We start from the raw sequence: 26,417 nt of genomic DNA on the forward strand, positions 1-26,417 counted from the left end.
GAGCATTTTGGCAAAAAAGAAGCGCCGGGACCAAAATACTCAAGGTCCCGGCGCTATGCCTCCAGCACGGAATGCTCTGTGCAGCGCTAGTTTGTCAGGACTGTGACCGCGCGTCGGTTTTGCGACCAGCACGAGATGTCGTTGCAAACCGCGACCGGCCGCTCCTTGCCATAGGAAACCGAGGAAATCCGGCCCGCCGGAATACCCTTGGAAACCAGGTAGTTGACGACAGCCGTCGCGCGTCTGGCACCCAGTGCGATGTTGTATTCGCGCGTGCCGCGCTCGTCAGCGTGACCCTCGATGACGATGCGGTACTGGGGATATCGCGCCAGCCATTGCGCCTGTTTGTCGAGCGTCGCCTGGGCGTCGGCGGTGAGCACGGACGAATCGGTTTCGAAGAACACGCGGTCGCCGACCGAAACGAGGAATTCCTGCTGGCTGCCGGGCGCGCCGCCCCCCTGGCCGGGTCCGAGATTGCCAACGCCGGTATCCGGGGTGCGCGCACAGGCGGCGACTACCGCCAGCAGCGCCACCATAAGAAAGCCTTTGCCAAGGCGAAGAAGGGGCAACGTCGAACCCATAGCGAATTCTGCTCCGAACAGGGAAAAATTGTAGTGAACGGTTTTACACCGCGTTACCTTAACCGCAGGTGTCTTCGTAGGGTTAATCCGCGCTTAATCGGGCACAAATTGGGCACGATCGCGCGCGTTTGCCGCGTCCCGCATCGGGACGCCACGACTGTTGCCCAAGTGCATCTTGGATCAGCCTAAAAGCCCCGGACGGAATCGACGTCGAGTTCCATGCAGCCATTGAATTCGGCAAAGCGCTGCAATTCGGCCAAAAAGGCGGGCAGAAAGCGGTCCATGTCGAGCGCGGGGTCCTCGATGTGCAGGCTCAGGACCTCGAACCGCCCTTCGGCACGATGAGCCTTGCAGTCGATCCGGCCGACGAATTTCTGGCCGAAAAGAACCGGCAGGCAAAAATAGCCAAAGATGCGCTTGGGCGCGGGCACATAGCATTCGAGACGATAGTCGAAGCCGAACAGCGCGCTCAGTCGGTCGCGGTGGATGAGGGCGTTGTCGAACGGCGATACGATCTGTACGCGCCGGCGCACACGCGACAGGGCCTCCAGCGCCTCGACATCGACAAAGGCTGGTGATCCGCCCACCGCGTCGATCCGCTTGACCACTCCTGCCGCGATGCGATCCTCGACGACGGCGCGCATGGCCTCGCGGATAGGTTTGCCGCGTCTGAGGTGCAGGACCTGCGCGAGCGTGAATACGCCATGCGCCCGGCGCGTGGTATCAAAGAGATAGGCGGCGTATTCCTCCTGCGAGGGCATGCTCAGGTCGATGCCTTCGGGCAAGCAGCGCTCGGCAAGGTCGTATACCTTCTCCATGCCGTTGCGCTCGCGCACCATAAGATCGCCCTGCATGAACAATTTATCGAGAGCGCGTCGTCCCGGCCCCCAGTTCCACCAGCTGCCGTTCGCGCTCTTTGTGCCCGAATCGATGTCGCGTATCCGCAACGCCCCTTCCGAGCGCACGCGCGCCATTATTTCATTCATCAGCCGCGGATCGACATCGGTCAGATAGCGCGCTTCGCCGCTCCGGATCGACGCCATGCGGGGTAACGCAAAGCGGTAATCGCGCATCGGCAGATAGGCCGCGGCGTGAAACCAGTATTCGAAAATGTGCTTTTTCGCGGTCAGCCGGTTGAGATGCGCGGGATCGTATCCGGGCACCCGATTCCAGAGGACGTGGTGATGTGCGCGCTCGACCACCGCAAGCGTGTCGATCTGCACATAGCCCAGATGCTCGATTGCCCGTCGCGTTCCGGGCAGCCCCGCCCCGAAACTCCGCTGTGACGCCAACCCCTGCCGGGACAATGCCAAACGCCGCAGGTGAGAGAGTGTGGTGTTCATCGGATCCGAATCGGCAGTCTGCGTCTCAGGACCGTCGTTCTACTTATGTTCCTATAAATAATCAAGACGAGGCAGCCCATGCGGCCGCCTCATCCTGAACGGTGTGACGGATCTTGCTAAGCCAGAAGCGGCGACCAGGCCGGGTCCGAGGCGAACCCTTCGGTCGGGACCCGTTGTTCGGCGCGGCCCCAGACGTCGATGGAATAAAGCCGCGGGCCGTCATTGCCGCCCGGATCGCGGAAGAACATCAGGACGCGGCCATTGGGGGCCCAGGTCGGACCCTCGGCGTGGAAGCTGGTGGCGAGGATACGCTCACCCGAGCCGTCGGGGTTCATGGTACCGATAGAGAACTGCCCGCCCGACTGGCGCGTGAAGGCAATGAGATCGCCCTTGGGCGACCAGACCGGCGTGGAATACGCGCCATCGCCATAGGAGATGCGCTCCGCACCGCCGCCAGCCGCGCTCATCACGTAAATCTGCGGACGCCCGCCACGGTCGGATTCAAAGACGATCCGTTGGCCGTCCGGCGAGAACGAGGGCGAGGTGTCGATGGCCGAGCCGCTTGTCAGCGCGGTCGGCTGCCCGCCCGCCAGCGGCAACGCATAAAGGTTGGTGGCCGCACCCTGCGTTACCGAGAAGACGAGCCGCTGACCGTCGGGCGAAAACCGCGGCGCGAAGCTCATCTGGCCGTACTGCCCGATGGACTGGGTCTGGCCGGTCGCAAGATTGAGGATGAAAATGCCTGACGCGTTGGGTCCGTCGAACGTCATATACGCAACGCGCGTACCGTCGGGAGATATGCGGGGCGTAATCGTCGCAAGCCGGCCATCGGTCAGGATACGGTTGTTGGCGCCGTCCTGGTCCATGATCGCCAGCCGCTTGACGCGGTTTGCCTTGGGGCCGCTTTCGGCGACATAGACGACGCGGGTGTCGAAGTAGCCCGTCTCGCCCGTAAGCCCTGAATAGATCGCGTCCGAGGCGATATGCGCGATGCGCCGCCAGCTATCGGCGGGCGCGCCATAGGCCTTGCCGGTGACCTGCTGGGCCGCCGTCGTATCCCAGAGCCGCAGGCTCGACTGGATCTGCCCGCCGGCGTTATTGGCATCCGCCATGACCACCGCATCGGCGCCCGTCGCGCGCCAGGCGTTGAAATCGGGGGGCGCATTGGGATCGCCCACCTGGCTGGGATAGCCCGCCGGATCGACGAGGCGGAAGAGCCCCGAGCCGACAAGGTTGTTGCGCACGATCTGCGCGACCTCGGCACCGAAGCTCGGATCGGCCGAGGCGAAATTGGGGATGGCGATCGGGAGCGGCGTGAAATTGCCGCCCGAAACGGTGATCTGCACGAGCGCGTTCGCCGGCCTGGCCATCGCCATCATGGCGGCGCCGGAAAGACCGAGCGTGAGCGCGGACCTGCGGGTCATAAGGGTCATAGTCGCGTCGTCTCCATAACAAATCCGCCCTTTCGGGCCCGGCCGAACGCGGGGGCAATGCCGCTTCGGCCCGTTTTGTTGCCTTCATTACGCACCAATCGTGTCGGAAAATCGATTGGGCGCATTCTCGTTCTCGTCCGTTGCGCCGGCGCCACACTGGCAGGGCCTTACAGATCCCTCGGATCGAACGTCACGTCCACCTGCCGCCAGGTCTCGTATTTCTCCGCTGGAAGCATCGTATAGGGCCCGCATTGCTGCACCGCGCGCTGCGCGGCCAGAGCCGTTGTCCGCACCAGATCGCTCGTGAACGGCGTGCGGATTTCCGGCGTGCCGGAGACCGAACCGTCCGGATTGAGCGATACCAGCAACCGTACAGTGAGCCCCGTCTCGGTCATTGCGGCGATCGGCGGGCTCCAGCATCGGCGCATGGCGGACGCGAGCGCATCCTGCTCGGATTGCGTCAAGAGAGCCGCCTGCCCGGTGGGGCGCCCCAGCGCTTCGTCGCCGCCTGCCCCGGTGATGCCGCCGCGGGATTCTTCCTGGTTGATGATGTCCTCAATCCGGTCGGCGACATCGGCCAGTTCCTGTTCGGCCTGCTGTTCTTGACGCTCGGCTTCCGCCTGCGCTTCGGCTTCGGCCTGGGCCTGGCGCTGCGCCTCCTGCTGGCGCGCGAAGTCCTCGCGCAGTTGGGCGACATTGGTGGCGCTCGGCGGCACGGGCGCGACCGGCTCGGGTTCGGGATCGGGCTCTGTGGCCAATTCAGGTTCGGGTGCGGGCGTCGGTTCGGGTTCGGGCTCGGGCGTTGGTTCCGGTTCGGGCGCCGGTATGGGCTCGGGCTCGGGACGCGGCGCGGGCGGCTCGATGGGTTCGGGCTCCGGTTCCGGTGCGGGACGCGGCTGGGGTTCCGGCGCTGTCTGAACCGTCGGCGCTGGCGACGGGTCTGGCGTCGCCTCCGGGATTGGCTGGTTTTCCTCGGTGTTGCCGGTGCGCTGCGCGAGTTCCGCTTCCTGATCGCTCTCGACCGCCGAGGGCGTTTCGGTCTCGACGACCTGGCTGTCCTCGACCCCGACACGCAGATTGGAGACGTTCTCGATCGGCACGATATCGACGGAAATCGACTCCACCATATTTGTGTTCAGCGGCTCGACGAAACTCAGATTGATCAGCCCGAGGGCGATCAACAGAGCATGAACGCTGACCGATATGGTGGTGCCAAGACGCATGCCGTTTACTGGCCCGCCCCGCTCGCGCCGGCCTGCTCGGTGATAAGTCCGATACGCGAATATCCCGCGCCCGAAAGCATGCCCATCACTTCCATGACGGTACCGTAATTGACGCTCGCGTCGCCACGCACATAGAGCCGCGCCTCGGTATCCTCGGAAACCGAGCGCACCGCTTCGACAAGTCCGTCAAGCGCGACCGGGTCCTCGCCAACGAAGACCTGACCTTCCGGCGTCACTGAAACCGTGACCGGATCGCGCTCGGATTCCATCTCGCTCGCCTGGGTTTCGGGCAGGTCGATCGGCACCCCGACCGCCATCATCGGCGCGGCGACCATGAAGATGATCAACAAGACGAGCATCACGTCGACAAACGGCGTGACGTTGATCTCGCTCATAAGGCTGGCGCGCGACCCGCGGCGGCGCCTACCGCCCCCGCGCCCGCCGCCATTGACGGCCATACCCATTAGCGGCGGCTCCTTGCCTCGAGCTGGCGGCCCAGAATGGCCGCGAATTCATCGGCGAACCCTTCGAGCCGGCCGATCAGCTTGCCCGCATCGCCCGAGAGCTTGTTGAACGCGATAACCGCCGGAATGGCCGCGACAAGGCCGATAGCGGTTGCGAACAGCGCTTCGGCGATGGGGCCTGCGACGACCCCGAGGCTCGCGCTCTGGGAGGCGGCAATCGAGGAGAACGCATTCATGATGCCCCACACCGTGCCAAAGAGGCCAATGAATGGCGCCGCGCTTCCGACAGTCGCGAGAAACGGCAGGCGCTTTTCAAGCTCCTCGCTCTCGCGCGCAATCGCGACATCGAGCACCTTGTCGAGCCGCGCCTGAACCCCGACATAGCTCGACGCGTTCTGCTCGTGGGAGCGCTTCCACTCCTTCATGGCGGCAACGAACACCGAAGAGAGCCCCGAGGTCGGACGCTGGGAAAGCGTCTGATAAAGCTCTTCAAGCGACTGGCCGGACCAGAAGGTCTTCTCGAACCGGTTCATCTCGCGCCGCACGCGGGTGAACATCATCGACTTGTCGATGATGATGGCCCAGCACCAGATCGATGCGGCGAGAAGCCCGAGCATGACGAGTTTGACGACGATATCGGCGGCCATGAACAGGCCGATCGGCGAAAAGTCATGGGCGGCGACCGTGCCCACTGCTTCCATAGCTTCCATTAGCGCGTGTACCTTTACGTCGAGGAGCGCGTCGCAACCCGCGACAACCAGAGTGTTGCGATCCGATGAGTGCCAATTTTGTCAAAATTAGAGCTTTGCCGCGCCGTTCCGGGCGGCAGGCGCTTCAATAGGACGTCATCGGACCGGCTGGCCCCATTTATGGTCAAGAAATGGTTAATAACCGTTCAATGCGCGGAAAATCGGGCCCTGAGCGCGGCGGGCAGCCGCACGGGGCGGCCGGCGGCATTGAGCAGGACCGCCGTGACCTTCGCCGAGGCGACGACTTCGCCATCCCGCCGCAGGATCTGTTCAAGCACGAACCGGGCGCCCGACATTTCCAACTGTCGGGTTTCCACCTCGAGCAGATCGTCGATATGCGCCGCGCGATCATAGGATATTTCCAGATGCCGCACAGCGAACGCGAGCCCCTCCGCCGCCAGTTCCGCGTGATGGATACCGTGAGCGCGCAGGAACTCGGTCCGGGCGCGCTCGAAAAATTTCAGATACGCCGCGTGGTAGACATTGGTCGAGAAATCCGTGTCCTCGAAATAGACGCGTACCGGAAAAAGGTGCGAACCGTCCGGCTGGAGGCTGCCGCCGAAGGCGATCATGGCGCGTCCTCATGACGGACGATGTGGACGGGCGCTTCAGAAACGTCGAGCAGTCGCGCCCGGAGCACGGCCGGCTGGAAAGCGCATTCGGTCAAACCGGCCTCATGGGCGGGGACCCATTTGAATTCGAGCTGGAAGGCCCCGTCCTGACAACGATGGCAGACCTCTCCATCCGCGCGGAACGCGAACCGGTCGGGCAGCGACAGGTCGAAATAAAAGCCCAGCTCGTGAAATAGCGTCCGCTCGTGTGTGAAGAAGTTTTCGATGACGAACCGCAACGCTCCGACTTCGCCGGTTACGCCGAGTTCTTCGAAAACTTCGCGCCGCAACGCGACCTCTGCCTGTTCGCCCACCTCGACGCGCCCGCCCGGCAGCGACCAGTACATGCCGCCAAGCGCGCGATGAACAAGAACGAACCCTTCACGCATCGCAATGCCGACAGTCCGAAAATTGAACCGGCCCGCAGGTGCATCGAAACTCACCATTGCGCGATGGTTCATTCGCTTTCGCCATCCTCGAACAGGCTCGCCTGATTGCCCACGAACCCTTGCGGCACGGCGTAGCCCATATGTTGAAAAGAGAGCGCCGTCATCATGCGTCCGCGCGGTGTCCGCTGGATGAACCCTTGCTGGATGAGGTAGGGTTCGACGATCTCCTCGATCGCATCGCGGGGCTCGGAAAGTGCCGCAGCGATGGTTTCGATCCCCACCGGACCGCCGCCATAGAATTCTGCAATGGTCTTGAGATACCGCCGGTCGAGCGTATCGAGCCCGCGCGCGTCGACGTCGAGACGCAAGAGCGCCCGGTCCGCGACCTCCCGGTTCACCTTTTCGGCGCCTTCAACGAGCGCGAAATCGGTCACGCGCCTGAGCAACCGCCCCGCGATACGCGGCGTGCCGCGCGAGCGCCGCGCAACTTCGAGCGCGCCGTCGGGGGTCATTTCCATGCCCATCATGCGCGAGCCCCGCTCGACAATTTTGACCAGTTCTTCCGGGGTGTAGAAATTAAGCCGGACGGGGATGCCGAACCGGTCGCGCAACGGCGTGGTGAGGAGCCCCGCGCGCGTCGTTGCGCCCACGAGCGTGAACTTGGCCAGATCGATCCGCACCGAGCGCGCCGCGGGCCCTTCCCCGATGATGAGATCGAGCTGGAAATCCTCCATCGCCGGATAAAGGATTTCCTCGACTGCCGGGTTGAGCCGGTGGATCTCGTCGATGAAAAGCACGTCACGCTCTTCGAGATTGGTCAAAAGCGCCGCTAGGTCGCCCGCCTTGGCGATCACCGGCCCGGACGTCGCCCGGAACCCCACGCCCAGTTCGCGCGATAGGATTTGCGCCAGGGTGGTCTTGCCCAGCCCCGGCGGACCGACGAACAACACATGATCGAGCGCCGCCTGCCGCTGCTTGGCCGCCTCGATGAACACCTGCAGATTGGCCCGCGCGTCCTCCTGCCCGATGAATTCATTGAACCCCATGGGGCGCAGGGCGACATCAAGGCCACCATCGCGTTCGGCTGTTGCGTTGGTGAGGTCGGTCACGTCAAAAGATCCATACCGTTGACCAGCTTGGAAGCGGGTTTGTCGAATGTAACGAGGGATGTGCAGCCAGCCATTCGGCTCGTTTCGGCGATCAGGATGTCAGCAAGGTCCACGCTCGTATCTGCATGCTGCTCTACAATCACACGAACCGCACCCTCATGCTCGAGTACGACGTTCGCGCTTTCCAGAAAGGCTTGCAGTACCGTCAATTGCCCATCTCTTTTGTAACCGTACCCGCGTTTGAGAACCCACATGAGTTCAATCAGCGTGACGACCGAAACATATGCCGGATCCTCGACCGTCCGCCGAGAGAGAAAAGCCCTGGCCTTGGCCGCCTGATTTTTGTCGTCGGCCACAAAGAGCCGAACGAGTATGTTGGTGTCGACGCCAATCAAGAAGACGAACGCCTGTACTCTTCGACCACCGCCTCGGCGATGGCATCGTCCATATCCTTGACCGAAAGCCGCCTGCCATTGGGTGGCTCGCCCAATACTCCGGCAAAGTCCGCTATGTTGCGGGTTCTCGCCCGCAACTCGTAATGGCCGTGAACTTTAACGAACTCGATCTTGTCTCCAGGTTTGAGATTCAGATCATCCCTAACCTCTTTGGGCAAAGTCATCTGCCCCTTCGACGTAAGCGTGGCGGTCGACATTACCAAACTCCAAATTCCTTACGGAGATAAAATAGTAAGGAATCTTACCCGAACCAAGGCGACACTCACGAACTCAATTCCTTGAGCCCCAGACGGATGAGCTTCTCGGTCGGTGTATCCTCGCCCTCTTTGGCGATGATCCGCGCCACCGCCCCGGAGGCCTGCGCCTGCGCATAGCCGAGATTGACGAGGGCAGAAACCGCATCGGACACGGCCCCCGGCGCGACGCCCTCCCCGAGCGCATTCTGCAACCCTGCAACGCCTGGATCGATGGTCCCGAGCGCCGGAACCTTGCCCTTGAGTTCGGAAACGATCCGCTGGGCGAGTTTCGGGCCAACACCCGGCGCACGGCCGACCATGGCTTTATCCTGCAGCGCGATGGCCGAAGAAAGGTCGGATGGCGAGAGCGTAGAGAGGATCCCCAGCGCGACGCGCGAGCCCACGCCCTGCACGCTGAGCAGGAGCTTGAACCAGTTCTTCTCCGCTTCGGTGGCAAAGCCGTAAAGCCGGATGAGGTCCTCGCGCACGATCATCTCGATGAACAGTACCGTCGCCTCGCCCACGCGCGGCAACGCCTGCAGCGTCCGGCCCGAACAGTGCGCCTCGTAACATACGCCGTTGACATCAATCAGCGCGACATCCTCGCCGATGGTCTCCACCAGCCCCTTCAATTTGCCGATCATGCGGAAACCGCCAGCTTGCGGTGTTGCCGGTGATGCGCGTGGCAGATTGCAATGGCGAGGGCGTCGGCGGCATCGGCGGACTTGAACTTGGCGGCGGGCAACAGGGTTCTGACCATCAGTTCGATCTGCTTTTTTTCCGCGTGGCCGGTCCCGACCACGGACTTCTTGACGAGGTTGGCCGAATATTCCCCCACCGGCAGCCCCATCGAGGCCGGCGTCATCACAGCGATACCGCGCGCCTGCCCCAAAAGCAGCGTCGAGCGCGCGCCGGCATTGACGAAGGTTTCCTCGACCGCCGCCTCGTGCGGATGATGTTCGGCGATCAGCCGCATCAGCCCCTCATGCAGGTGCACGAGCCGCAAGGCGAGCTCCTGATTCACCTCCGGGGTCAGGACGCCGCAGGCGACGAAGCGCAACCGCGTACCCTCCGCTTCGATAATGCCCCAACCCGTACGCCGCAGCCCCGGATCGATGCCCATGATTCGCACCAAGCTCTCCATTCCGACAGTTTATGTCAGTGTCCGGACCCTACCAAGCGCAAAGTGAACAAATCAGAAACAAACTGGATTTGTTCACAACCGCTGTGATGGGTGGCATTTTCGATATCTACGCAAGGACTCGTTTAAGGAATTACCCCTACGTTCCGCCACGACGCACACGACGGGGACGCACCGACCGATGCCGCGAGTCAATCGCCTGCCCAGACATGACTGGGTTCCAGTTCTATTACGCACATTGCGCAATTTAACATGGGTGGTCCTCGCATCCGTCGCGATCAGTTACGGTATTCTCGAAATCTTTTCCCAAGGGCTCGGAAGCACCGGCCTGGTCGCAGCGATCGTCGCACCGATCGCCCTGGCCGGGCCGACGATGCTCTTCATGGCGCTCCGTCACCGGCAGCTCGAAATCGCATATGAGCGCCTCGAAGCTGCCGCCGCCCGCGACAGCCTCACCCAGTGCCTCAACCATGGCGCCTTCGTGGACGAGGTGACGGCACTGCTCGAAGACCCCGCAACCAGGGGCGGTGGCCTCCTGGTCATCGACGCGGACCATTTCAAGTCGATCAACGACCGCTTCGGCCATGCGTGTGGCGACGCTGCGCTCAAAATGATCGCAGCGACAATACGCTCCGTCATCCGCGAGACCGACATCGTTGGCCGCCTGGGCGGCGAGGAATTCGGCATTTTCCTGCCCGGCGCCGGGGAGGCCGCGACGCGGATCGTGGCCCAGGATCTCCGCCTGCGCATACGCAACGTCACCTTCGATACCGGCGGGGAACCCTGCAGGCTTTCCATCAGCGTCGGCGGCGCCGTTTGCACTCAGGCGACCCCGTTCGGGTCTCTGTTCAGGCATGCGGACGCACAGCTTTACGCGGTCAAGAATGCCGGGCGCGACAATGTGGCGGTCAGCACGTTTGCATCCGAGGGCGCGGAACAGGTTTCGTCCGCCGTTCCCGTGCTGGTCTATAGCGAACGGAAAGCCGTGAACTCCTGAAACGCAAAAGGCGCCCCGTACGGAGCGCCTTCTTGAGCAGCATCAAGAAAAAAGATCAGGCCGAGAGCTTGGCCATGTCCTCGTCGCTCATCTCAAAATTGGCGTAGACGTTCTGGACGTCGTCATCGTCTTCGAGGTTGTTGATGAGCCGCATCAGGCTCTCGCCCTTTTCCGCGTCGATTGGCGTCAGCGTCTGGGGCTTGAACACCGGCTTGACGCTTTCGGCCTCCCCGAGCGCGGCTTCGAGCGCGGTGCTCACATCGCCGATGTCCTCGAACGCGCAGTAGATCGTGTGCCCGTCCTCATCGCTCTGGACGTCGTCGGCGCCCGCTTCGATCGCCGCTTCCATCACCTTTTCGGCGTCGCCGGCCGCAATCGGATAGTAGATTTCGCCAACCCGGTCGAACATGAAAGCGACCGAACCGGTTTCACCGAGCGCGCCGCCGGCTTTCGAAAAGGTCGAACGCACCGTGGAGGCAGTGCGGTTACGGTTGTCGGTCAGCGCCTCTACGATAACGGCGATACCGCCCGGACCATAGCCCTCGTAGCGCACTTCCTCATAGTTCTCGCTGTCACCACCAGAGGCCTTTTTGATCGCCCGCTCGATATTATCCTTGGGCATGGACTGCGCCTTGGCGTTGTTGACGGCAAGGCGCAGGCGCGGGTTCATCGCCGGGTCGGGCATGCCCGACTTGGCGGCAACGGTGATTTCGCGCGCCAGCTTGGAAAAGATCTTGGACCGCACCGCGTCCTGACGACCCTTGCGGTGCATGATGTTCTTGAACTGTGAATGGCCGGCCATAAGCGGTCAGTTCCCCGTCTTAATTCGATGTGGCTGATTGGTGCGGGTTTATAGTCCCGGCAAAACCAGAAATAAAGAGGGCGCACCCTACCCCGGCGCGAACTCGGGATAGGCCTGCGACAGACTGCCACCGATGCGCACCGGCAGGACCTGTGTGCAGAGGCCGGTCCTGGGGTCGGTCTCGATCGCGACACCGCTTAGCGTCGCCTCGCCCTCGGCGGGCGTGAACCGTGCCCTCTGGAGCCCGGTCAGGAACCGGCTGAGCGGCTCGTCGGGCTCCATGCCGATGACGCTGTCATAGTCCCCGCACATGCCAGCGTCGCTCATCAGCGCCGTGCCCCCTTTCAGGATGCGATGGTCGGACGTCGGAATATGCGTATGCGTGCCCACGACGAGCGAAACGCGACCGTCGAGATAATGCCCCATGGCCTGCATTTCCGACGTCGCCTCGGCGTGCAGGTCGACAACGATGGCATCCGCCTGTTCGCCTAGCGGACAGGCGGCTATGGCGGCGTCGACAGCACGGAAGGGATCGTCCATCGGCGGCATGAACACGCGCCCGAGAACATTGACGACGAGCACCTGATGCCCCTTGCGCCCGGTGACGAACGCCGCCCCGCGTCCCGGCGCACCGGGTGGGAAGTTGACCGGTCGGACCAGCGTCGAATGCCGTTCGATGGCGGTCATGATATCGCGTTGATCGAAGGCGTGGTCACCCAGCGTCACCACGTCGGCGCCGGCATCGCGCAGCATCTCGTAATGCGCTTCGGTGAGCCCGCGCCCGTGACTTGCGTTCTCACCATTGACGATGACGAAATCAAATCCGTAGGTCTCGATCAGCCCCGGCAGCCGCTCGGCAACCACGTTGCGGCCTGCCTTGCCCATGACATCTCCAAGAAACAGAAGCCTCATACGGCCTCGAACCTCTGAACGCCCGTCTCGGTGACGAGAATGTCGAGCGGCATGTCATGGGGTTCACGCGGAATGTATTCGAGTTCCTGCGCCGCGAAGGCGATCCCGACGATCAGCGGCTTGGCGTCCATCACTTCGAGCGTGCGGTCATAATAGCCCTTGCCGTACCCCAGTCGCGTTCCAAGGCGATCGAACGCCAGAAGCGGTATGATAACGACGTCGGGAACGGCACGCGGCGCGGTTTCAGACGGCGCGAGCGTACCGAACCCGGATGGATAAAGCGGCTGGCCCGGCTGCCATAGCCGCAATTCGAGCGGTGCCCCGTCTCCGGTCACCACCGGCAGGCAGACCTGCTGCCCCGAATCCATCAGCCGCGTGAGGATTGGCTTGCAGTCGATCTCGTCACGGATCGGCCAATAGGCGGCGACCACCTGCCCGGGCTCGAGCGGCACGCCGTCGAAAAACAGCGTCGCCACGATGTTGGCGGCGTCCGCGCGATCGGCGGCGGGGATTTTCGCGCGCCTGGCGAATGCCTCTTCACGCAGCGCGGCCTTCTGCTCTTCGAATGGGCTCAAGCTTTGGGTCAAAACGCGCGCGTGTCCTCGCCCTCAAGAAATTCGGTGCCGCCCTGGCCGTGGGATGTTTTCGATCCCGGGAACCTACATAAGTAGGTGGGCGCCGTGTATCCGAGCCCACGGGCCCGGTCAGGGACAGCTCCCTTTAGGATCGATAAGGCCCCGGGGATGCAAATGTCCACACGCACCGGGCAGCATCCGATCATATAGGCCTTCTTGCGCTGCGGGCAAAGGGGGCAAAAGCGAAGTTCGAGACCATTTCGTCTCTCGGTGCACACCCCGGAATCACGCTAAACTTTTACCCATGGACGCGCATCTCAAATGGGCAGGCCGGCCCGATGACGAGCAGCGCGCCGCGCTCGAAGCGATCGTGCGCGGACATGCCGTGCTCATGGAGGTCCTCGAAGGCCTGCGTGCCATGGAATTACCGGACCATCTGGTCGGGTCCGGCGCAATCTACAACGCCGTATGGAGCCACCTGACCGGCAAACCGCTGCTCACTGGCACCAAGGATATCGACGTCATCTATTTCGATGACTCCGATCTGTCCTATGAAGCCGAAGACGCCGTGATCCGCTCGGTCGTAAGCCGCTTCGCCCATCTTCCGGTGCCCGTCGAGGTCCGCAATCAGGCCCGTGTCCACCTGTGGTTCCCGGAGCGCTTCGGTTTCGCGGTGCCGCCGCTCGAGCGGACGAAGGACGCTTTGTTGCGCTACGCGTCCAAAACCCACGCCGTGGCCATCCGGCTCGAGGCCGACGGCGCCCTCACCATCGAAGCCCCGTTCGGCCTGGATGACATGTTCGCCTTCCGCATCACGCCCAACCGGTCTCTCGACAACAAGTACACGCACCACGAAAAGGGCGCCCGCGCCAAGGCGATCTGGCCTGAGATTGAGGTCGTGCCGTGGTGAGGCGACAGGGCGTTACGCAGCGTCCGCTGTTCGCCCGGTGCCCGCGCGCGCTCCCCAGGGCGCTTCCGCCAGAACCGTGACATCGAGCGCACGCCATTGCGTGCCGATATGCGTGCAAAGCGCCATCACGAACACGGACAGCCCGGCAATTTCCAAGCTTTCCTCAAGGACGGAAACGAAAATATAAGGCAGGCTGGCCGTGCCCCAGGCTTCGTCGAACGCGCCGCCGAATAACTCCAAACCCAGTGCCCCACCGACGTAGAGCATGCCCGCCAACACGATCCATGCTGCCGTACTGCGCGGCAAGCGCAACACGAAGGGCAGGAAATAAAGCCCGAGCACGAGAACACCGATCGCCCCCGGCACAACCCAGGTATAATAGAAAATCCCGGTTGCATCGAATGCGCTTCGCATGGGCCGCATCAGCACCTCGTGGAAGCTCGCGGCCTCATCGAGCGACATGAGCAGGAAGATCACAGAAAGCATCATCCAGCGGCCCCAGTCCCGTCCACCATCTGCGCGAGTGGCGCGGGCAATGAGATACAACAGCGCTGCACAGACAAGCAGAAGGGTCGTGGAATACCAGGATGGCAATGCCAGCTCGGTATCGAGCGCAAAGTGGCGCAAATCCATCAATGGCGTGTCGAGCCCGATCTGCCAGATCACGAGCTCCCGGAAAATTCCGAGTATGATAACGGCGATACTTGCGAAAATAACAATAGTGACAAGTCTTGAAAAATCGAGCCGGATCCCCCGATCGGCTCCGTGGGCGTTTGCCATAAATCCCTCGCATTTATTACCGTGCCTTGATTTATGACATTTAGATGACAAACCCCTCAAACCTTATGTTCCCGTTAGGTAAACGGGTCGCGCCGTTCTGGACAGCCCCGCTTTGTCAAATTATCTATAGTTCATGACTCAAGCCAAATCAGAAACCATTGCCGTCCGTATCAGCCGTGTTCTTGCCGACAGGATCATTGCCGGAGAAATCGAGCCCGGCGCTCGGCTGCGGCAGGATCACATTGCCGATGAATTCGGCACCAGCCACGTTCCTGTGCGGGAAGCCTTCCGCCGGCTCGAGGCGCAAGGGCTGGCGAAAAGCGAGCCGCGCCGCGGCGTGCGGGTGGCCGCGTTCGATTTGTCCGAGGTCCGCGAAGTCGCCGAAATGCGGGCGGCGCTGGAGGTGCTCGCGCTGCGCCACGCGGCACCGCATCTTACGCCCGCCATTCTCGACGCCGCCGAGGAGGCAACCAAGGCGGGCGACGTGTCACGCGACGTGAGGTCTTGGGAAGACGCCAACCGGCGCTTTCACCAGCTGATTCTCGCGCCATGCGGCATGCCCCGCCTTATCGCGGCCATCGACGATCTGCATTCGACAAGCGCCCGGTTTCTCTTTGCAGCATGGCGGTCGGATTGGGAGACCCGCACCGACCATGACCACCGCGCCATCCTCGCCGCGCTGCGCAAAGGTGACATCGACGCCGCTGCCGCGATCCTCGCGAAACACGTCCGCTGGATCGGCCAAAAGCCCGTCAAAACCGCTTCAGGCAAGACCCGCGACGCCTTCGCCATCGTGGGTTAACCAGATAGGCCTTGCCTTCTCCGCGCAATTATGGACTCAATAATAGATCATCAGCATAAATTATCTATAATTTTGACTGATGCGCCAACGAAAGGGCCCACCCCTTTCTCCCGGTCCAGACATGCCAATGAGGAGAATCGCAAGACATGTCCGAAACCACCGCCAAGACTGTCACCTACAGCCCGCTGGCGCTCGAAAGCCGCCCGCTCGTCTGGCAGATCGCCGCTGTTATCGCCGGCACGCTGGTGCTGACGCTGTCATCCTATATCTCGGTCCCCATGTATCCGGTCCCGGTGACGATGCAGACGTATGCCATCTTGATGGTCGCCGCGCTTTATGGCTGGCGGCTGGGCGCGCTCACCGTCCTTGCCTGGCTCGGCCAGGCCGCGCTCGGCATGCCCGTTCTCGCCGGAGGCTCCGGCGGCCTGCCCGCATTCGCCGGTCCAACGGCGGGGTATATCTTCTCCTGGCCGCTGATCACCGCCTTTGTCGGCTGGCTGGCTGAACGCGGCTGGAACGGACGCCGCCCCGTACTCGCTTTCGCCGCAATGGTCGCCGCGGGCACCTTCTGCCTCGCCATGGGCACCGCCTGGCTCGCGGGCTTTATTGGCGTAGACAAAGCCATTGAGGTCGGTTTCCTGCCCTTCATTCCTGGCGACGTTCTCAAAGCCGCCCTCGGCGCGGCGACGCTGATGCTGCTCTCGCGCAAAGCAAAGGGCGGCAACGCTTGACCATTCGTCTTCGCCCCCACCACCTGCTCTGCATCCTGACCTACGTCGGCAAGGGCTATAGCCCCGCCTTCACGGCCAATTACGACAGGATCGCCGAACGGATCGGCGGGGGCGAAGACATCGAAATCGTCACCGGCCCGGACGACATCTGCACGCCACTGATGGACGAACCCGAACCCCACTGCCTGCGCGAAAGCGTCGTTGAGCGCGATGCCAATGCTGCCAGGGAAATAGGTACGCTATTGGGTACGAGGATCACCGAAGGCACGACGCTCATCTTGTCCCCCCAAACGCTCCGAAATCTGCGCCGGGCCTTCGCAGAGGGCCAAACCCGCGCTGCCTGTACAGGATGCAATTGGGCCGACCTTTGCGACGGGATTGCTGGAAACGGTTTTCGCGGGGCACGGCTTTAGTTGGCCACCGCAACCTGCCGGTCCTTGTCGCCCAAGTCTTCCAGCCAGGCACGTTGCTCTGCCGGAACGCCGGCTTCCCAATCCTCTGAAGCGTCGAGCGTTTCGTCGACCTCCCACCGATCCACCGGCGCGGTCGGGGCCCGAGCGTTGAGCGCAGCAACATAGTCGGCGTGAGGGATCAGCCGGAACCCCACCGACTTGAGATAAGGCGTAAACGCCTTGCCATCGGCCAGCAGGAAACCCCAGGCGCTCAGGTGCCGCATCAAGGTCACCATCGCCACCTTGGATGCGTTGCGCTTTGCCGTGAACTGCGATTCGATGACAAAAACAGGGCCTGAAGCGATCCCGAAACCGCCACCAGCGAGTGTGCCGTCGTCCGCCCAGGCCTCGAACGAATGCGCATGCCCCGCCCGATGCAGCTCGGTATAGGCGGCAATGATATCCTCAGTGATCCAGGTCAGCGGCGTCTTGCCATCGCGCGGCGCCGCGCAGGCGCGCATAACGTCTTCAAAACACGTATCGAAGGTCACTTTAAAGCGCTTGTTGCGCACCATGCGCTTGGCATCCTTGTCGCGGACGATCGCATGTGGCGCGATGGCCATGCGTTCGGGATTCATCCACCATTTCTTGCGCCCGACATGACTAAAGGGATAGAGCCCCTTGGCGAACCCACGCATCAGGACGTCGGGCGTCATATCCCCGCAAATGCCCGCAAATCCAAGGGGGTGCCGTGGCACCGGCGCGCCGGTCTTAAGGCAGGCATCGTATCGCTCGAGGCCGAGTTTGGTCATGAGCCAGCCCGACAGCACCGCTGGGAGAACGGCAACACGTTTGGGCCGCAGGGCATAGGCCGTACCCAGGACCACCCTGCGCGCATCGGCCCGCAAACCGGCAAACGTTCGAGGGGGATATTTCAACGAAAACATATAGACGCATCCTTTGCGCGCGTCGGAGGAACACTTCGGAAGACCGCCCGAGCACCCTACCTGCAAACCTTAAAGCCTTGCCTAAACGCGCTCCAATTGAACGAGAGGAGGCCCCGGCAAGGTCACGGCAATCGCATCGTTCGCCCGCACGATCCCGCCCTTGAGGACGACACCCATGATCCCCGTCCGCAGCAGCGGCTTGCCATCCGCGCGCTTGCCGATCATGTGCTTCAAGAGCCCCGGACGATAGGTTTCGATCTGGCTGCATGGATTACGCAGCCCCGTAATCTCAACCACTGCGTCCCCGATTGTGAACCGTGTCCCACGCGGCAAGGAAATCAGGTCGAGGCCTTGCGTCGTAATATTCTCCCCGAGCGCGCCCAGGCCGACATCGAACCCGAGAGCATTGACCTCTTCGAGCAGTTCAGACGCAATAAAATGGATTTGGCGCAGATTGGGCTGCGAAGGGTCTGCGGCGACCCGGCTGCGGTGCTTGACGGTTTCCCCCGCATGCGCGTCGCCTTCCACACCCAGCCCTTCGATCAGCGTGATCGCGTCGCGCATCTCTTTGGAAAACCGGTGCGAAGGGCTGGCATGAACGGCGAGAACCTCGCCCTTCATTGTGTCTGCGTATCCTGTCCCGCCGCGTCGATCGCCGTGGCGATGGATTCGATCCGCCGCGCGACGTCGCCGAGCTTGGCGGCAAATTTGGCCTCCATGCCCTCGGCCTCCGCGGCCACGTCGTTGCCGGCCTTGGTGACCGCATCGAGCTCCGCCTTGAGCGCGGCGAGCTTCTTTTCCGCTTCGTTGAGTTCGTCGACGACCGCGATGCCTGCCATCACCGTAAGGCGCGTATCGCCGATCTCACCGAACGCCCCTTTATACTCGTCGATATAGCCGTTGAACCGCGCCGCGAGGCCGGAAAGGTGGGTTTCCTGCCCGTCCTCGCAGGCCATGCGGAACTTGCGGCCATTGATTTCGACACTGACTTCGGCCAAACGCGCCTCCGTTCAAAAGAGGTGGGAATTACTGTTCGAGCACGGACCGGACGTTTTCCATCGCATCGACGAGCCGCTTTGAGACTTCGCCCGCCACCTCGTCGAGCCGCTCGGCCCTGGCACTGGCCCGGTCGAGTTCGCCCGCAATCCGCGCCCGGTCGGCGGAAAGCCGCTGAACATCGTCTTCGGCACGGCTCAAGGCGCGCATGCGTTCGGCAAGAGTTCTCACGCTGGCATCAAGCGCATCGAGTGCGCGATCAAGGTCGCCTGCCGCTTCCTCAAAGCTCTTTCCTGCCTCTGTACCCGCCAAGCGAAACCGCCCTTCGAATCCGTATTTCGATCCGGTCACAATAACCTGAAAAATGGCGGAATTGGCAAGGCCGCGCGATTTGGGGCACGATCCCCACGACATTGACTCGTCAAGACGGTCTGCTATGTGTCTCGCCAGCGCAAAAAGGCCGAGGCAGGCGGCTTGCGCGTGGACGTTCTCTTCTAGGTCAAATTCCGGGAATCCCTAATGACAGACAGAGCCAAACACGACGCAATGGCCAACGCCATTCGCGCCCTCTCGATGGACGCGGTGCAGGCTGCCAATTCGGGCCATCCGGGCCTGCCCATGGGCGGCGCCGACATCGCCACCGTGCTCTTCACCAAGTTCTTGAAATTCGACCCCAAGGCGCCGCATTGGCCAGACCGGGACCGCTTCGTGCTGTCGGCCGGACACGGCTCGATGCTGCTCTATTCGCTGCTCTATCTTCTCGGCTATGAGGATATGAGCCTCGACGACATCAAGAACTTCCGCCAGCTCGGATACAAGACCGCAGGCCACCCCGAATACGGCCACGCCGGAGGCATCGAAACGACCACCGGCCCGCTGGGCCAGGGGCTGGGCAACTCGGTCGGCATGGCGATCGCCGAGGCCAAGCTGCGCGCCGAGTTCGGCGCCGACCTCGTCAATCACTACACCTATGTTTACGCCGGCGACGGGTGCCTGATGGAAGGCATTTCCCAGGAAGCGATTGCGCTTGCGGGGCACCTGAAGCTCAAGAAGCTTATTGTCATCTGGGACAATAACGACATCACCATTGACGGGAAGGTCGGCCTCGCGGACTCGACAGACCAGCGCAAGCGGTTCGAAGCGTCAGGCTGGCATACGATCGCAATCGACGGCCACAATCCCGACGAAATCGAAAAGGCGCTCACCGAGGCGCAGAAGTCCGACAAGCCCACGCTGATCGACGCAAAGACGACCATCGGCTTCGGTTCGCCCAACAAGGCTGGCACCAATAAGGTGCATGGCTCGGCACTCGGCGACGAGGAACTCGCGCTGGCCAAGGCGCAACTTGGGTGGGAGTACGGTCCCTTCGAAATCCCCGAAGACATTATGGATGCCTGGCGCCTCGCGGGCAATCGCGGCACCAAGGAGCGCTCGGCCTGGACCGACAGGCTCAACGCCGCCGACAGCGAGATCAAATCCGAGTTCGAACGCCGCCAGCGCGGCGCGCTGCCTGCCGAATTCAAGCCTGCGCTCGAAAAGTACAAAAAACAGCTCGCCGAGGAAAAGCCCAAGCTGGCGACCCGCGCGTCTTCGCAGAATGCGCTCGAGGTGATCAACGGCGTCGTACCGGAAACCCTCGGCGGCTCGGCGGACCTGACCGGCTCGAACAACACCAAGACCAGCCAGACCGAGGCGTTCACGACCGAGGATCGCACCGGGCGGTATATCCACTACGGCATCCGCGAGCACGGCATGGTCGCTGCCATGAACGGCATCGCGCTCCATGGCGGGTTCTACCCCTACGGCGGCACGTTCATGTGCTTCACCGACTATTGCCGCCCCTCGATCCGACTCGCGGCCCTGATGGGCGTCCGCATCGGCCTCGTGATGACCCACGATTCGATCGGCCTTGGCGAAGACGGTCCCACCCACCAGCCGGTCGAACACCTCGCCGCACTACGGGCCATCCCCAATCTTCGTGTCTTCCGCCCCGCTGACGCGATGGAAGCCGCCGAATGCTGGGAACTCGCCATCGAGCATCAGACCGGCCCGTCGCTCCTGGCACTTTCGCGCCAGGGCCTGCCGGCGCTGCGCACAGAATATTCGAGCGAAAATCTCAGCGCCCGCGGCGCTTATACCCTCTGGGGCGACAAGGACGCGCAGGCCGTCATCTTCGGCACGGGTTCGGAAACCCAGTTCGCGCTCGATGCGGCCAAGCAACTGACCAATGAGGGCATTTCGGCCCGTGCGGTCTCGGTGCCCAGCTTCGAGCTGTTCGCCGAGCAGCCCGACGACTACAAGCGCTCCATTTTCGGCAATGCCAAGGCGCGCGTAGCAATCGAGGCCGGCGTCGAACAGGGCTGGGACAAATTTCTCGGCCCCACCGGCCGGTTCGTCGGCATGAGCGGCTTCGGCGCATCGGGCAAGATCGAAGACCTCTACCCCCACTTCGGTATTACGACACAAGCCGTTGTTGAAGCGGCGAAGGCACAATTGTAATAAGGCGCGTTCTCGCGCCTTCCCTTCTTTTGAATACAGCTTCAAGGAGCGTCTCATGGCAGTTCGCGTCGCCATCAACGGATTTGGCCGCATTGGCCGCAACATTCTGCGCGCCATCGTCGAATCGGGCCGGACCGATATCGAAGTGGTGGCCATCAACGACCTCGGCCCGGTCGAAACCAATGCGCACCTCATCCGCTTCGACAGCGTGCACGGCAGGTTCCCCGGCACCGTCACGGTCGAGGGCGACACGATCGACGTGGGCACGGGCCCCATCAAGGTGACCGCCGTCCGCAATCCCGAAGAGCTGCCGCACGGCGAGATGGGCGTCGACATTGTGCTCGAATGCACCGGCATCTTCACCTCGAAGGAAAAGGCCTCGGCTCACATCAAGGCCGGCGCCAAGAAGGTGATCATCTCGGCTCCGGGCGACGGCGCCGACCTTACCGTGGTCTACGGCATCAACCACGACCAGCTCACCAAGGACCACGTGGTGATCTCCAACGCCTCGTGCACGACGAACTGCCTCGCGCCGCTCGCCTATGTGTTCAACGAGGAATTCGGCATCGAGCGCGGGATGATGACCACCATCCACTCCTATACCGGCGACCAGCCGACGCTCGACACGATGCACAAGGATCTCTACCGCGCCCGCGCGGCGGCGATGAGCCAGATCCCGACCTCGACCGGCGCGGCGCGCGCCATCGGTCTGGTGCTGCCTGAATTGAAAGGCAAGCTCGACGGCATCTCCATCCGCGTGCCGACCCCCAACGTCTCGCTCGTCGATTTCAAGTTCATCGCCAAGCGCGACACCACGGCCCAGGAGATCAACGAGATCGTCAAGACCTATGCCGAGGGCAAGCTCAAGGGCGTGCTTAACTACACCCTGCACCCCAACGTTTCGATCGATTTGAACCACGACCCGCATTCCTCGACGGTCGCCTTCGACCAGACCAAGGTGATGGACGGCACCTTCGTCTCGGTCCTCTCCTGGTACGATAACGAGTGGGGCTTCTCCAACCGCATGGCCGACACCGCCGTGGCGCTGGGCAAGACGCTCTAAGCGCGCTTTTAAAGCCGGACATCTGGGAAAGGCCGCCTCAGCGAGGCGGCCTTTTTCGTTGCCGCAATGCGCGATGCTCTTTTCCTTCCCGCTGCCTTCTGCTACCCGAAAAAGCCAATTCGGTTCGGCCGGCAAACAGGAATGAGAGCGAGCGATGACCAAGAGCTTCAAGACCCTCGACGATTTCGACCTTTCCGGCAAACGGGTGCTCCTGCGCGTCGATCTCAACGTGCCCGTCGCCGACGGCAAGGTCACCGACACCACCCGCATTGAGCGCGTTGCCCGCACTATCCGCGAAATCGCCGACAAGGGCGGCATGCCCGTCCTGCTCGCGCATTTCGGCCGCCCCAAGGGCAAGGTCAATCCCGAGATGAGCCTCAAGATCGTCGTACCGGCGCTCGAAAAGGTCCTGGGCAAGCCCGTCCATTTCGCCGAAACCGACTGGACGGACGTTTCCGCCGCCGCCGCGGTGATCGAAAAGGCCGAGCCCGGCTCGATCGTCCTTGTCGAAAACACCCGCTTCCACGCCGGTGAGGAGGGCAACGATCCCGACCTCATCGACCGCATGGCTTCGCTCGGCGACGTCTATGTGAACGACGCTTTCTCCGCCGCCCACCGCGCGCACGCCTCGACCAGCGGCATCGCCCACAAGCTTCCCGCCGCCGCTGGCCGAGCAATGCAGGCCGAACTCGACGCACTCGAAGCGGGGCTGGGCAATCCGCAAAAGCCGGTCATCGCGATTGTCGGCGGCGCCAAGGTCTCGACCAAAATCGACCTTTTGGAAAACCTCGTCGAAAAGGTCGAAGCGCTGGTGATCGGCGGCGGCATGGCCAACACCTTCATCTACGCGCTTGGCTACGATGTCGGCAAATCGCTGTGCGAACGCGATCTCAAGGACACGGCGCTACGCATCATGGATAAGGCCGAAGACAGCCATTGCGCCATCATCCTGCCCATCGACGGCGTCGTCGGGTGGCACTTTGAGGCCAATACCCCCTCGCGCACCTACGGGCTGGACTCCATCGACAAGGACGGCATGGTGCTCGACGCCGGCCCGCAGTCGGTCGAAAAGATCAAGACCGCACTCAACGAAGCCAAGACCATCGTCTGGAACGGCCCTCTCGGCGCCTTTGAAATCCCCCCCTTCGACAAGGCCACGGTTGAAATCGCCCAATACGCCGCCGAACGCACCCGCAAGGGCCAACTGGTGTCGATCGCCGGTGGCGGCGACACGGTCGCGGCACTCGCCCATGCCGGTGTGAAAGAGAAATTCACCTACGTTTCGACCGCCGGCGGCGCGTTCCTCGAATGGATGGAAGGCAAGCCCCTGCCGGGTGTCGATGCGCTGATGAAATAGGCTTGCAACAACAAGCCATGCACAATGGAGAGGTCGAGGGACGGCCTGGCGCATAACACCCCCGTTTCGTTCCTCCGCCATTCGTTCAATAACCGAACGTCTAATCGATTTTTGTCGCGCTTTTTGGTTCTCTTGCCGCATTCCATTCCAGGCAACGGGGAAGCATCCGGACATGTCTCGCCTCAGCGACGTAGCACGCCAACTTGTAGCCCCGGGCAAGGGCATTCTCGCCGCCGACGAATCCACCGGCACCATCAAGAAGCGCTTCAATACGATCGGTCTCGAATCGACCGAGACGACGCGGCGCGACTACCGCGAAATGCTGTTCGGCGCCACCGAGGCCATGAGCCAGTATATCTCCGGCGTCATCCTCTTTGACGAAACGCTTCGTCAGTCCGCCGCTGACGGTACGCCGTTTGTCGATATGCTCAAGGCTGCAAATTGCCTTCCCGGCATCAAGGTCGACATGGGCGCCAAGCCGCTCGCCGGGTTCGAGGGCGAGACCGTGACCGAGGGTCTGGACGGCCTGCGCGAACGCCTCGCCGAATACGCGCAGATCGGCGCCGCCTTCGCAAAATGGCGCGGTGTCATCGCAATTGGCGAAAACAAGCCCAGCCGCGCGTCCATCGTCGCGAACGCCCATGCGCTCGCGCGCTACGCGGCGCTCTGTCAGGAAGCGGGCATCGTGCCCATCGTCGAGCCCGAAGTCCTCGCAGACGGAGCCCCGGGCAATCACACCATCGACACCTGCGAGAAGGTCACCACCGAGACCCTTGCGGAAGTCTTTGAACAGCTCCGCACCGCCGGCGTCGCGCTCGACGGCATGATATTGAAGCCCAACATGGTCATCCCCGGCATCAATGGCGAAAAGGTCAGTGTCGCCGAAGTGGCCGAACGGACCGTGCGGACCCTCAAGGCGACCGTACCCGCGATTGTCCCGGGCATCGCCTTTCTCTCGGGCGGCCAGACATGCGAACAGGCGAGCGCCAACCTTTCCGCAATGCACAATCTGGGCGACCTGCCCTGGGGCCTGACCTTCTCCTATGGCCGCGCGCTACAGGCCGAAGCCCTGTCGGCCTGGGGCGGCAAGCACGAGAACGTCGAAGCCGCACGCAAGGCTTTCATCCACCGCGCCAAAATGAACGCCCTCGCCTCGCTCGGCCAGTGGGCGGCTGATCTCGATCACGCCGCGTAAAAAGCCGGCCCCACACTTCCCATGCATTAAGGGGCGCTGTATCGAAACAGCGTCCCTTTTTTGTCACCTTTGGCAGGCAAGGGACGCTCGTTTATATTCGGGGCGCCATGACACACGAAATCTTTCTTATCGCAGCCGCGGACAAGGACGCCGCGACCCTGAGCGCGCAGTTTGGAAACCTGCTTGAAACGGTGACCCCTGCCGTGCTGTTGATCCCCGCCGGCGCGCGCGATGCGGAAGCTTATGCCGGGCATGTCCGGGACATCCTGCCACGCGTACAACAGACCGGCTGCGCGGTCCTGCTCGACAACCGCCCCGAACTCGTCCGCGCGCTCGGTGCCGATGGCGTCCATATGACAGGTGGCATCAAGGCGCTCGCCGAGGCGATCGGCGATCTCAAGCCCGATTTTATCGTCGGCACCGGCGATATCGGCTCACGCCACGAGGCCATGACGCGCGGGGAGATGGATATCGACTACCTGATGTTCGGCGACAGGAACGATACCGACGGCGTTGAGATGGCAAACTGGTGGGCCGAAACGTTCGAAATCCCCAGCGTCTACCGCGCTCGCGCGCACGACGATCCCGCACTCGCCACCATCGGCTCCGAATTCGTCGCCCTTGCGGATCCGGACTGGGACGATCCGATAAAGCTCAAATCGATCAAGGGATTGGCCGCATGAAGAAGCGAACGGCACTGGCGTTTGTTGCGGCACTCGCGCTGCCCGCCACCCCTGCGCTCGCCCAACAACCAACGCAAATGGATGAAGCCCTGGAAATCTCGCGCATGCTGCTCGCGGCGCCCGAGGGCGTCGATGCGGCCTATGGCGCCTATCAGCGTGGCTACTATCTCACAGCGCTCCAGCTCGCCACGCCCCGGGCCGAGGAAGGCGATGCCGCCGCCCAGACGCTGATCGCCGAGATTTATGCAAACGGGCTCGGTGTTGCCCGCGACATGGAGGAAGCTGTCGAGTGGTACACCAGAGCCCACGAGAATGGCGACATCCAGGCCAGCTTTCAACTTGCGATCATCTACCAGGTCGGTGACGGGATTGCGCGCGACCGCGCCAGGGCCGCCGAGCTTTTCGAAGCCGCGGCCGAGGGCGGCCACGTCGCCGCCAAGTACAATCTCGGCCTGCTCTATGTCGAGGGCGAGTATGTCGAGCCCAGCCTGACCCGCGCCGCCGAGCTGATCGGCGAGGCCGCCGAGGCAGGCTACCCCGACGCGCAGTACGATTTCGCCGTGATGCTGCTCGAGGGCGCCGGAGTGGCTCCCGACACGGCCCGCGCCATGGATCTGCTCATCGAGGCCGCCGAAGCCGGTCTCATCGCCGCTCAGATTGAGCTCGCAACGCTGTATTATACCGGCGCCAGTGGTGAGCGCGATCCGGAGGCCGCCGCCGGCTGGTACCGCACAGCGGCCGAACTGGGCAATCCGGTTGCCCAGGCACGCTATGCGATCATGCTGCTCGCCGGCGAAGGCCTGCCCCAGGCCAATCCCGAGGAGGCCGCCATGTGGCGCGCGCTCGCGCGCACCCAGGGGCACACCCTACCCCAGCTCGAACAGATGATCGCCGGGATCAGCCCCGATGTCATCGCCGCCGGCGAGGAACGCGCCCGCTTCTGGCCCGGCCGTCCGCCGGCAAGTTCCGCGGTAACCGCCCCGCCAAGCTTCGATGGACCGGCCTCAAGTCCGGGCGCTGCCGAAAGCTGACGCCGAGCGCA

At 62.8% G+C, this 26,417-nt stretch carries 32 protein-coding genes and 1 other RNA gene; 11 read left to right on the plus strand and 22 right to left on the minus strand.

Annotated features, from left to right (window positions below; all coding sequences use genetic code 11):
• Positions 1-86: 86 nt before the first annotated feature.
• From pal to ruvC, 13 genes are all read right to left on the minus strand, one after another.
• On the minus strand, positions 87-581 hold the full coding sequence (gene pal, locus LSG43_RS11105; protein WP_231804074.1) for a peptidoglycan-associated lipoprotein Pal: 495 nt from the start codon (positions 579-581) through the stop codon (positions 87-89).
• A 185-nt stretch (positions 582-766) separates the two neighbouring features.
• Positions 767-1,924: a winged helix-turn-helix domain-containing protein gene (locus tag LSG43_RS11110; RefSeq protein ID WP_231804076.1), complete on the minus strand. Its 1,158-nt coding sequence runs from the start codon at positions 1,922-1,924 to the stop codon at positions 767-769.
• 116 nt (positions 1,925-2,040) lie between these two features.
• Complete coding sequence (tolB, locus tag LSG43_RS11115; RefSeq protein ID WP_231804079.1) at positions 2,041-3,357, minus strand: Tol-Pal system beta propeller repeat protein TolB; 1,317 nt, start codon at positions 3,355-3,357, stop codon at positions 2,041-2,043.
• Between the two features lie 167 nt (positions 3,358-3,524).
• Positions 3,525-4,580, minus strand: coding sequence for a cell envelope integrity protein TolA (tolA, locus tag LSG43_RS11120; protein WP_231804081.1), 1,056 nt, complete (start codon positions 4,578-4,580; stop codon positions 3,525-3,527).
• A 5-nt stretch (positions 4,581-4,585) separates the two neighbouring features.
• Complete coding sequence (gene tolR, locus LSG43_RS11125; protein ID WP_231804083.1) at positions 4,586-5,044, minus strand: protein TolR; 459 nt, start codon at positions 5,042-5,044, stop codon at positions 4,586-4,588.
• Positions 5,044-5,745 carry a protein TolQ gene (tolQ, locus tag LSG43_RS11130; protein WP_231804675.1) on the minus strand — a complete coding sequence of 234 codons (702 nt, stop codon included), beginning with the start codon at positions 5,743-5,745 and terminating at the stop codon, positions 5,044-5,046. Before tolQ ends, tolR begins: the two co-directional genes overlap by 1 nt.
• Positions 5,746-5,939: 194 nt before the next feature.
• Entirely contained in the window at positions 5,940-6,365 is a 426-nt protein-coding gene (locus LSG43_RS11135; protein ID WP_231804085.1) for a YbgC/FadM family acyl-CoA thioesterase, read from the minus strand.
• Positions 6,362-6,865: an NUDIX hydrolase gene (locus LSG43_RS11140; protein ID WP_231804087.1), complete on the minus strand. Its 504-nt coding sequence runs from the start codon at positions 6,863-6,865 to the stop codon at positions 6,362-6,364. Before LSG43_RS11140 ends, LSG43_RS11135 begins: the two co-directional genes overlap by 4 nt.
• Positions 6,862-7,902, minus strand: coding sequence for a Holliday junction branch migration DNA helicase RuvB (gene ruvB / locus LSG43_RS11145; protein ID WP_231804089.1), 1,041 nt, complete (start codon positions 7,900-7,902; stop codon positions 6,862-6,864). The genes LSG43_RS11140 and ruvB overlap by 4 nt, the downstream gene beginning before the upstream one ends.
• A complete protein-coding gene (locus LSG43_RS11150) occupies positions 7,899-8,297 on the minus strand; it encodes a type II toxin-antitoxin system VapC family toxin (RefSeq protein ID WP_231804091.1) in 399 nt (132 codons plus the stop codon). The genes ruvB and LSG43_RS11150 overlap by 4 nt, the downstream gene beginning before the upstream one ends.
• Positions 8,294-8,554, minus strand: a complete 261-nt coding sequence (locus LSG43_RS11155; RefSeq protein WP_231804093.1) for an AbrB/MazE/SpoVT family DNA-binding domain-containing protein — start codon at positions 8,552-8,554, stop codon at positions 8,294-8,296. The genes LSG43_RS11150 and LSG43_RS11155 overlap by 4 nt, the downstream gene beginning before the upstream one ends.
• Positions 8,555-8,619: 65 nt before the next feature.
• A complete protein-coding gene (ruvA, locus tag LSG43_RS11160; RefSeq protein WP_231804095.1) occupies positions 8,620-9,237 on the minus strand; it encodes a Holliday junction branch migration protein RuvA in 618 nt (205 codons plus the stop codon).
• On the minus strand, positions 9,234-9,737 hold the full coding sequence (gene ruvC / locus LSG43_RS11165) for a crossover junction endodeoxyribonuclease RuvC (RefSeq protein ID WP_231804097.1): 504 nt from the start codon (positions 9,735-9,737) through the stop codon (positions 9,234-9,236). Before ruvC ends, ruvA begins: the two co-directional genes overlap by 4 nt.
• A gap of 253 nt (positions 9,738-9,990) precedes the next feature.
• Here ruvC and LSG43_RS11170 point away from each other — a divergent pair, with 253 nt between their 5' ends.
• A complete protein-coding gene (locus tag LSG43_RS11170; RefSeq protein ID WP_231804099.1) occupies positions 9,991-10,731 on the plus strand; it encodes a GGDEF domain-containing protein in 741 nt (246 codons plus the stop codon).
• A gap of 55 nt (positions 10,732-10,786) precedes the next feature.
• Here the strand turns inward: LSG43_RS11170 and LSG43_RS11175 are convergent, their stop codons facing one another.
• The 4 genes from LSG43_RS11175 to ssrS all read right to left on the minus strand — a co-directional run bounded on the left by LSG43_RS11175 (position 10,787) and on the right by ssrS (position 13,221).
• The gene (locus LSG43_RS11175) at positions 10,787-11,533 is read right to left on the minus strand and encodes a YebC/PmpR family DNA-binding transcriptional regulator (RefSeq protein WP_231804101.1); all 747 of its coding nucleotides are present in this window, start codon (positions 11,531-11,533) and stop codon (positions 10,787-10,789) included.
• An 87-nt stretch (positions 11,534-11,620) separates the two neighbouring features.
• Positions 11,621-12,445 carry a TIGR00282 family metallophosphoesterase gene (locus tag LSG43_RS11180; RefSeq protein ID WP_231804103.1) on the minus strand — a complete coding sequence of 275 codons (825 nt, stop codon included), beginning with the start codon at positions 12,443-12,445 and terminating at the stop codon, positions 11,621-11,623.
• Positions 12,442-13,020 (minus strand): 5-formyltetrahydrofolate cyclo-ligase, encoded by a 579-nt coding sequence (locus tag LSG43_RS11185; RefSeq protein ID WP_231804105.1) that lies wholly within the window; start codon positions 13,018-13,020, stop codon positions 12,442-12,444. The genes LSG43_RS11180 and LSG43_RS11185 overlap by 4 nt, the downstream gene beginning before the upstream one ends.
• 42 nt (positions 13,021-13,062) lie before the next feature.
• Positions 13,063-13,221: non-coding RNA, 6S RNA (ssrS, locus tag LSG43_RS11190), on the minus strand.
• Positions 13,222-13,324: 103 nt separating this feature from the next.
• On the opposite strand from ssrS, the gene LSG43_RS11195 reads away from it, so the two are divergent.
• Complete coding sequence (locus tag LSG43_RS11195) at positions 13,325-13,930, plus strand: nucleotidyltransferase family protein (protein ID WP_231804107.1); 606 nt, start codon at positions 13,325-13,327, stop codon at positions 13,928-13,930.
• Positions 13,931-13,942: 12 nt separating this feature from the next.
• On the opposite strand, the gene LSG43_RS11200 is transcribed toward LSG43_RS11195, so the two are convergent.
• Positions 13,943-14,710 carry a DUF8692 domain-containing protein gene (locus LSG43_RS11200; RefSeq protein WP_500797059.1) on the minus strand — a complete coding sequence of 256 codons (768 nt, stop codon included), beginning with the start codon at positions 14,708-14,710 and terminating at the stop codon, positions 13,943-13,945.
• Positions 14,711-14,843: 133 nt separating this feature from the next.
• On the opposite strand from LSG43_RS11200, the gene LSG43_RS11205 reads away from it, so the two are divergent.
• From LSG43_RS11205 to LSG43_RS11215, 3 genes are all read left to right on the plus strand, one after another.
• Positions 14,844-15,512, plus strand: a complete 669-nt coding sequence (locus tag LSG43_RS11205; protein WP_231804111.1) for a GntR family transcriptional regulator — start codon at positions 14,844-14,846, stop codon at positions 15,510-15,512.
• Positions 15,513-15,658: 146 nt separating this feature from the next.
• A complete protein-coding gene (locus tag LSG43_RS11210) occupies positions 15,659-16,243 on the plus strand; it encodes a biotin transporter BioY (protein WP_231804113.1) in 585 nt (194 codons plus the stop codon).
• Positions 16,240-16,656: a DUF1284 domain-containing protein gene (locus LSG43_RS11215; protein ID WP_231804115.1), complete on the plus strand. Its 417-nt coding sequence runs from the start codon at positions 16,240-16,242 to the stop codon at positions 16,654-16,656. The genes LSG43_RS11210 and LSG43_RS11215 overlap by 4 nt, the downstream gene beginning before the upstream one ends.
• On the opposite strand, the gene LSG43_RS11220 is transcribed toward LSG43_RS11215, so the two are convergent.
• The 4 genes from LSG43_RS11220 to LSG43_RS11235 form a co-directional block, all read right to left on the minus strand.
• Positions 16,653-17,582, minus strand: a complete 930-nt coding sequence (locus tag LSG43_RS11220; protein ID WP_231804117.1) for a leucyl/phenylalanyl-tRNA--protein transferase — start codon at positions 17,580-17,582, stop codon at positions 16,653-16,655. The genes LSG43_RS11215 and LSG43_RS11220 overlap by 4 nt on opposite strands.
• An 81-nt stretch (positions 17,583-17,663) precedes the next feature.
• Positions 17,664-18,203 (minus strand): MOSC domain-containing protein, encoded by a 540-nt coding sequence (locus tag LSG43_RS11225; protein ID WP_231804119.1) that lies wholly within the window; start codon positions 18,201-18,203, stop codon positions 17,664-17,666.
• Positions 18,200-18,580: a cell division protein ZapA gene (locus tag LSG43_RS11230; RefSeq protein WP_231804121.1), complete on the minus strand. Its 381-nt coding sequence runs from the start codon at positions 18,578-18,580 to the stop codon at positions 18,200-18,202. Before LSG43_RS11230 ends, LSG43_RS11225 begins: the two co-directional genes overlap by 4 nt.
• 28 nt (positions 18,581-18,608) lie before the next feature.
• The gene (locus tag LSG43_RS11235; protein WP_231804123.1) at positions 18,609-18,890 is read right to left on the minus strand and encodes a DUF4164 family protein; all 282 of its coding nucleotides are present in this window, start codon (positions 18,888-18,890) and stop codon (positions 18,609-18,611) included.
• A 207-nt stretch (positions 18,891-19,097) separates the two neighbouring features.
• Between LSG43_RS11235 and tkt the strand changes: the two genes are divergently transcribed.
• From tkt to LSG43_RS11265, 6 genes are all read left to right on the plus strand, one after another.
• Positions 19,098-21,077 carry a transketolase gene (gene tkt / locus LSG43_RS11240; protein ID WP_231804125.1) on the plus strand — a complete coding sequence of 660 codons (1,980 nt, stop codon included), beginning with the start codon at positions 19,098-19,100 and terminating at the stop codon, positions 21,075-21,077.
• Positions 21,078-21,132: 55 nt separating this feature from the next.
• Positions 21,133-22,140, plus strand: a complete 1,008-nt coding sequence (gene gap / locus LSG43_RS11245; protein ID WP_231804127.1) for a type I glyceraldehyde-3-phosphate dehydrogenase — start codon at positions 21,133-21,135, stop codon at positions 22,138-22,140.
• Between the two features lie 154 nt (positions 22,141-22,294).
• Positions 22,295-23,497, plus strand: a complete 1,203-nt coding sequence (locus LSG43_RS11250) for a phosphoglycerate kinase (RefSeq protein WP_231804129.1) — start codon at positions 22,295-22,297, stop codon at positions 23,495-23,497.
• Between the two features lie 172 nt (positions 23,498-23,669).
• Positions 23,670-24,692 (plus strand): class I fructose-bisphosphate aldolase, encoded by a 1,023-nt coding sequence (locus tag LSG43_RS11255; RefSeq protein WP_231804131.1) that lies wholly within the window; start codon positions 23,670-23,672, stop codon positions 24,690-24,692.
• A gap of 107 nt (positions 24,693-24,799) precedes the next feature.
• Positions 24,800-25,375, plus strand: a complete 576-nt coding sequence (locus LSG43_RS11260) for a thiamine phosphate synthase (RefSeq protein ID WP_231804133.1) — start codon at positions 24,800-24,802, stop codon at positions 25,373-25,375.
• Entirely contained in the window at positions 25,372-26,406 is a 1,035-nt protein-coding gene (locus LSG43_RS11265) for a tetratricopeptide repeat protein (protein WP_231804135.1), read from the plus strand. Before LSG43_RS11260 ends, LSG43_RS11265 begins: the two co-directional genes overlap by 4 nt.
• The last annotated feature ends 11 nt before the right edge of the window (positions 26,407-26,417 follow it).

This window comes from Pelagibacterium xiamenense (assembly GCF_021166475.1).
In the GTDB taxonomy this organism is placed as follows: Bacteria; Pseudomonadota; Alphaproteobacteria; order Rhizobiales; family Devosiaceae; genus Pelagibacterium; species Pelagibacterium xiamenense.

Bases quoted from the DNA above. Each gene is read 5' to 3' on its own strand.
- pal (WP_231804074.1), bottom strand. From the start codon at position 581: ATGGGTTCGACGTTGCCCCTTCTTCGCCTTGGCAAAGGCTTTCTTATG.
- LSG43_RS11110 (WP_231804076.1), bottom strand. From the start codon at position 1,924: ATGAACACCACACTCTCTCACCTGCGGCGTTTGGCATTGTCCCGGCAG.
- tolB (WP_231804079.1), bottom strand. From the start codon at position 3,357: ATGACCCTTATGACCCGCAGGTCCGCGCTCACGCTCGGTCTTTCCGGC.
- tolA (WP_231804081.1), bottom strand. From the start codon at position 4,580: ATGCGTCTTGGCACCACCATATCGGTCAGCGTTCATGCTCTGTTGATC.
- tolR (WP_231804083.1), bottom strand. From the start codon at position 5,044: ATGGGTATGGCCGTCAATGGCGGCGGGCGCGGGGGCGGTAGGCGCCGC.
- tolQ (WP_231804675.1), bottom strand. From the start codon at position 5,745: ATGGAAGCAGTGGGCACGGTCGCCGCCCATGACTTTTCGCCGATCGGC.
- LSG43_RS11135 (WP_231804085.1), bottom strand. From the start codon at position 6,365: ATGATCGCCTTCGGCGGCAGCCTCCAGCCGGACGGTTCGCACCTTTTT.
- LSG43_RS11140 (WP_231804087.1), bottom strand. From the start codon at position 6,865: ATGAACCATCGCGCAATGGTGAGTTTCGATGCACCTGCGGGCCGGTTC.
- LSG43_RS11155 (WP_231804093.1), bottom strand. From the start codon at position 8,554: ATGTCGACCGCCACGCTTACGTCGAAGGGGCAGATGACTTTGCCCAAA.
- ruvA (WP_231804095.1), bottom strand. From the start codon at position 9,237: ATGATCGGCAAATTGAAGGGGCTGGTGGAGACCATCGGCGAGGATGTC.
- ruvC (WP_231804097.1), bottom strand. From the start codon at position 9,737: ATGGAGAGCTTGGTGCGAATCATGGGCATCGATCCGGGGCTGCGGCGT.
- LSG43_RS11175 (WP_231804101.1), bottom strand. From the start codon at position 11,533: ATGGCCGGCCATTCACAGTTCAAGAACATCATGCACCGCAAGGGTCGT.
- LSG43_RS11180 (WP_231804103.1), bottom strand. From the start codon at position 12,445: ATGAGGCTTCTGTTTCTTGGAGATGTCATGGGCAAGGCAGGCCGCAAC.
- LSG43_RS11195 (WP_231804107.1), top strand. From the start codon at position 13,325: ATGGACGCGCATCTCAAATGGGCAGGCCGGCCCGATGACGAGCAGCGC.
- LSG43_RS11200 (WP_500797059.1), bottom strand. From the start codon at position 14,710: ATGGCAAACGCCCACGGAGCCGATCGGGGGATCCGGCTCGATTTTTCA.
- LSG43_RS11205 (WP_231804111.1), top strand. From the start codon at position 14,844: ATGACTCAAGCCAAATCAGAAACCATTGCCGTCCGTATCAGCCGTGTT.
- LSG43_RS11210 (WP_231804113.1), top strand. From the start codon at position 15,659: ATGTCCGAAACCACCGCCAAGACTGTCACCTACAGCCCGCTGGCGCTC.
- LSG43_RS11220 (WP_231804117.1), bottom strand. From the start codon at position 17,582: ATGTTTTCGTTGAAATATCCCCCTCGAACGTTTGCCGGTTTGCGGGCC.
- LSG43_RS11225 (WP_231804119.1), bottom strand. From the start codon at position 18,203: ATGAAGGGCGAGGTTCTCGCCGTTCATGCCAGCCCTTCGCACCGGTTT.
- tkt (WP_231804125.1), top strand. From the start codon at position 19,098: ATGACAGACAGAGCCAAACACGACGCAATGGCCAACGCCATTCGCGCC.
- gap (WP_231804127.1), top strand. From the start codon at position 21,133: ATGGCAGTTCGCGTCGCCATCAACGGATTTGGCCGCATTGGCCGCAAC.
- LSG43_RS11250 (WP_231804129.1), top strand. From the start codon at position 22,295: ATGACCAAGAGCTTCAAGACCCTCGACGATTTCGACCTTTCCGGCAAA.
- LSG43_RS11255 (WP_231804131.1), top strand. From the start codon at position 23,670: ATGTCTCGCCTCAGCGACGTAGCACGCCAACTTGTAGCCCCGGGCAAG.
- LSG43_RS11260 (WP_231804133.1), top strand. From the start codon at position 24,800: ATGACACACGAAATCTTTCTTATCGCAGCCGCGGACAAGGACGCCGCG.
- LSG43_RS11265 (WP_231804135.1), top strand. From the start codon at position 25,372: ATGAAGAAGCGAACGGCACTGGCGTTTGTTGCGGCACTCGCGCTGCCC.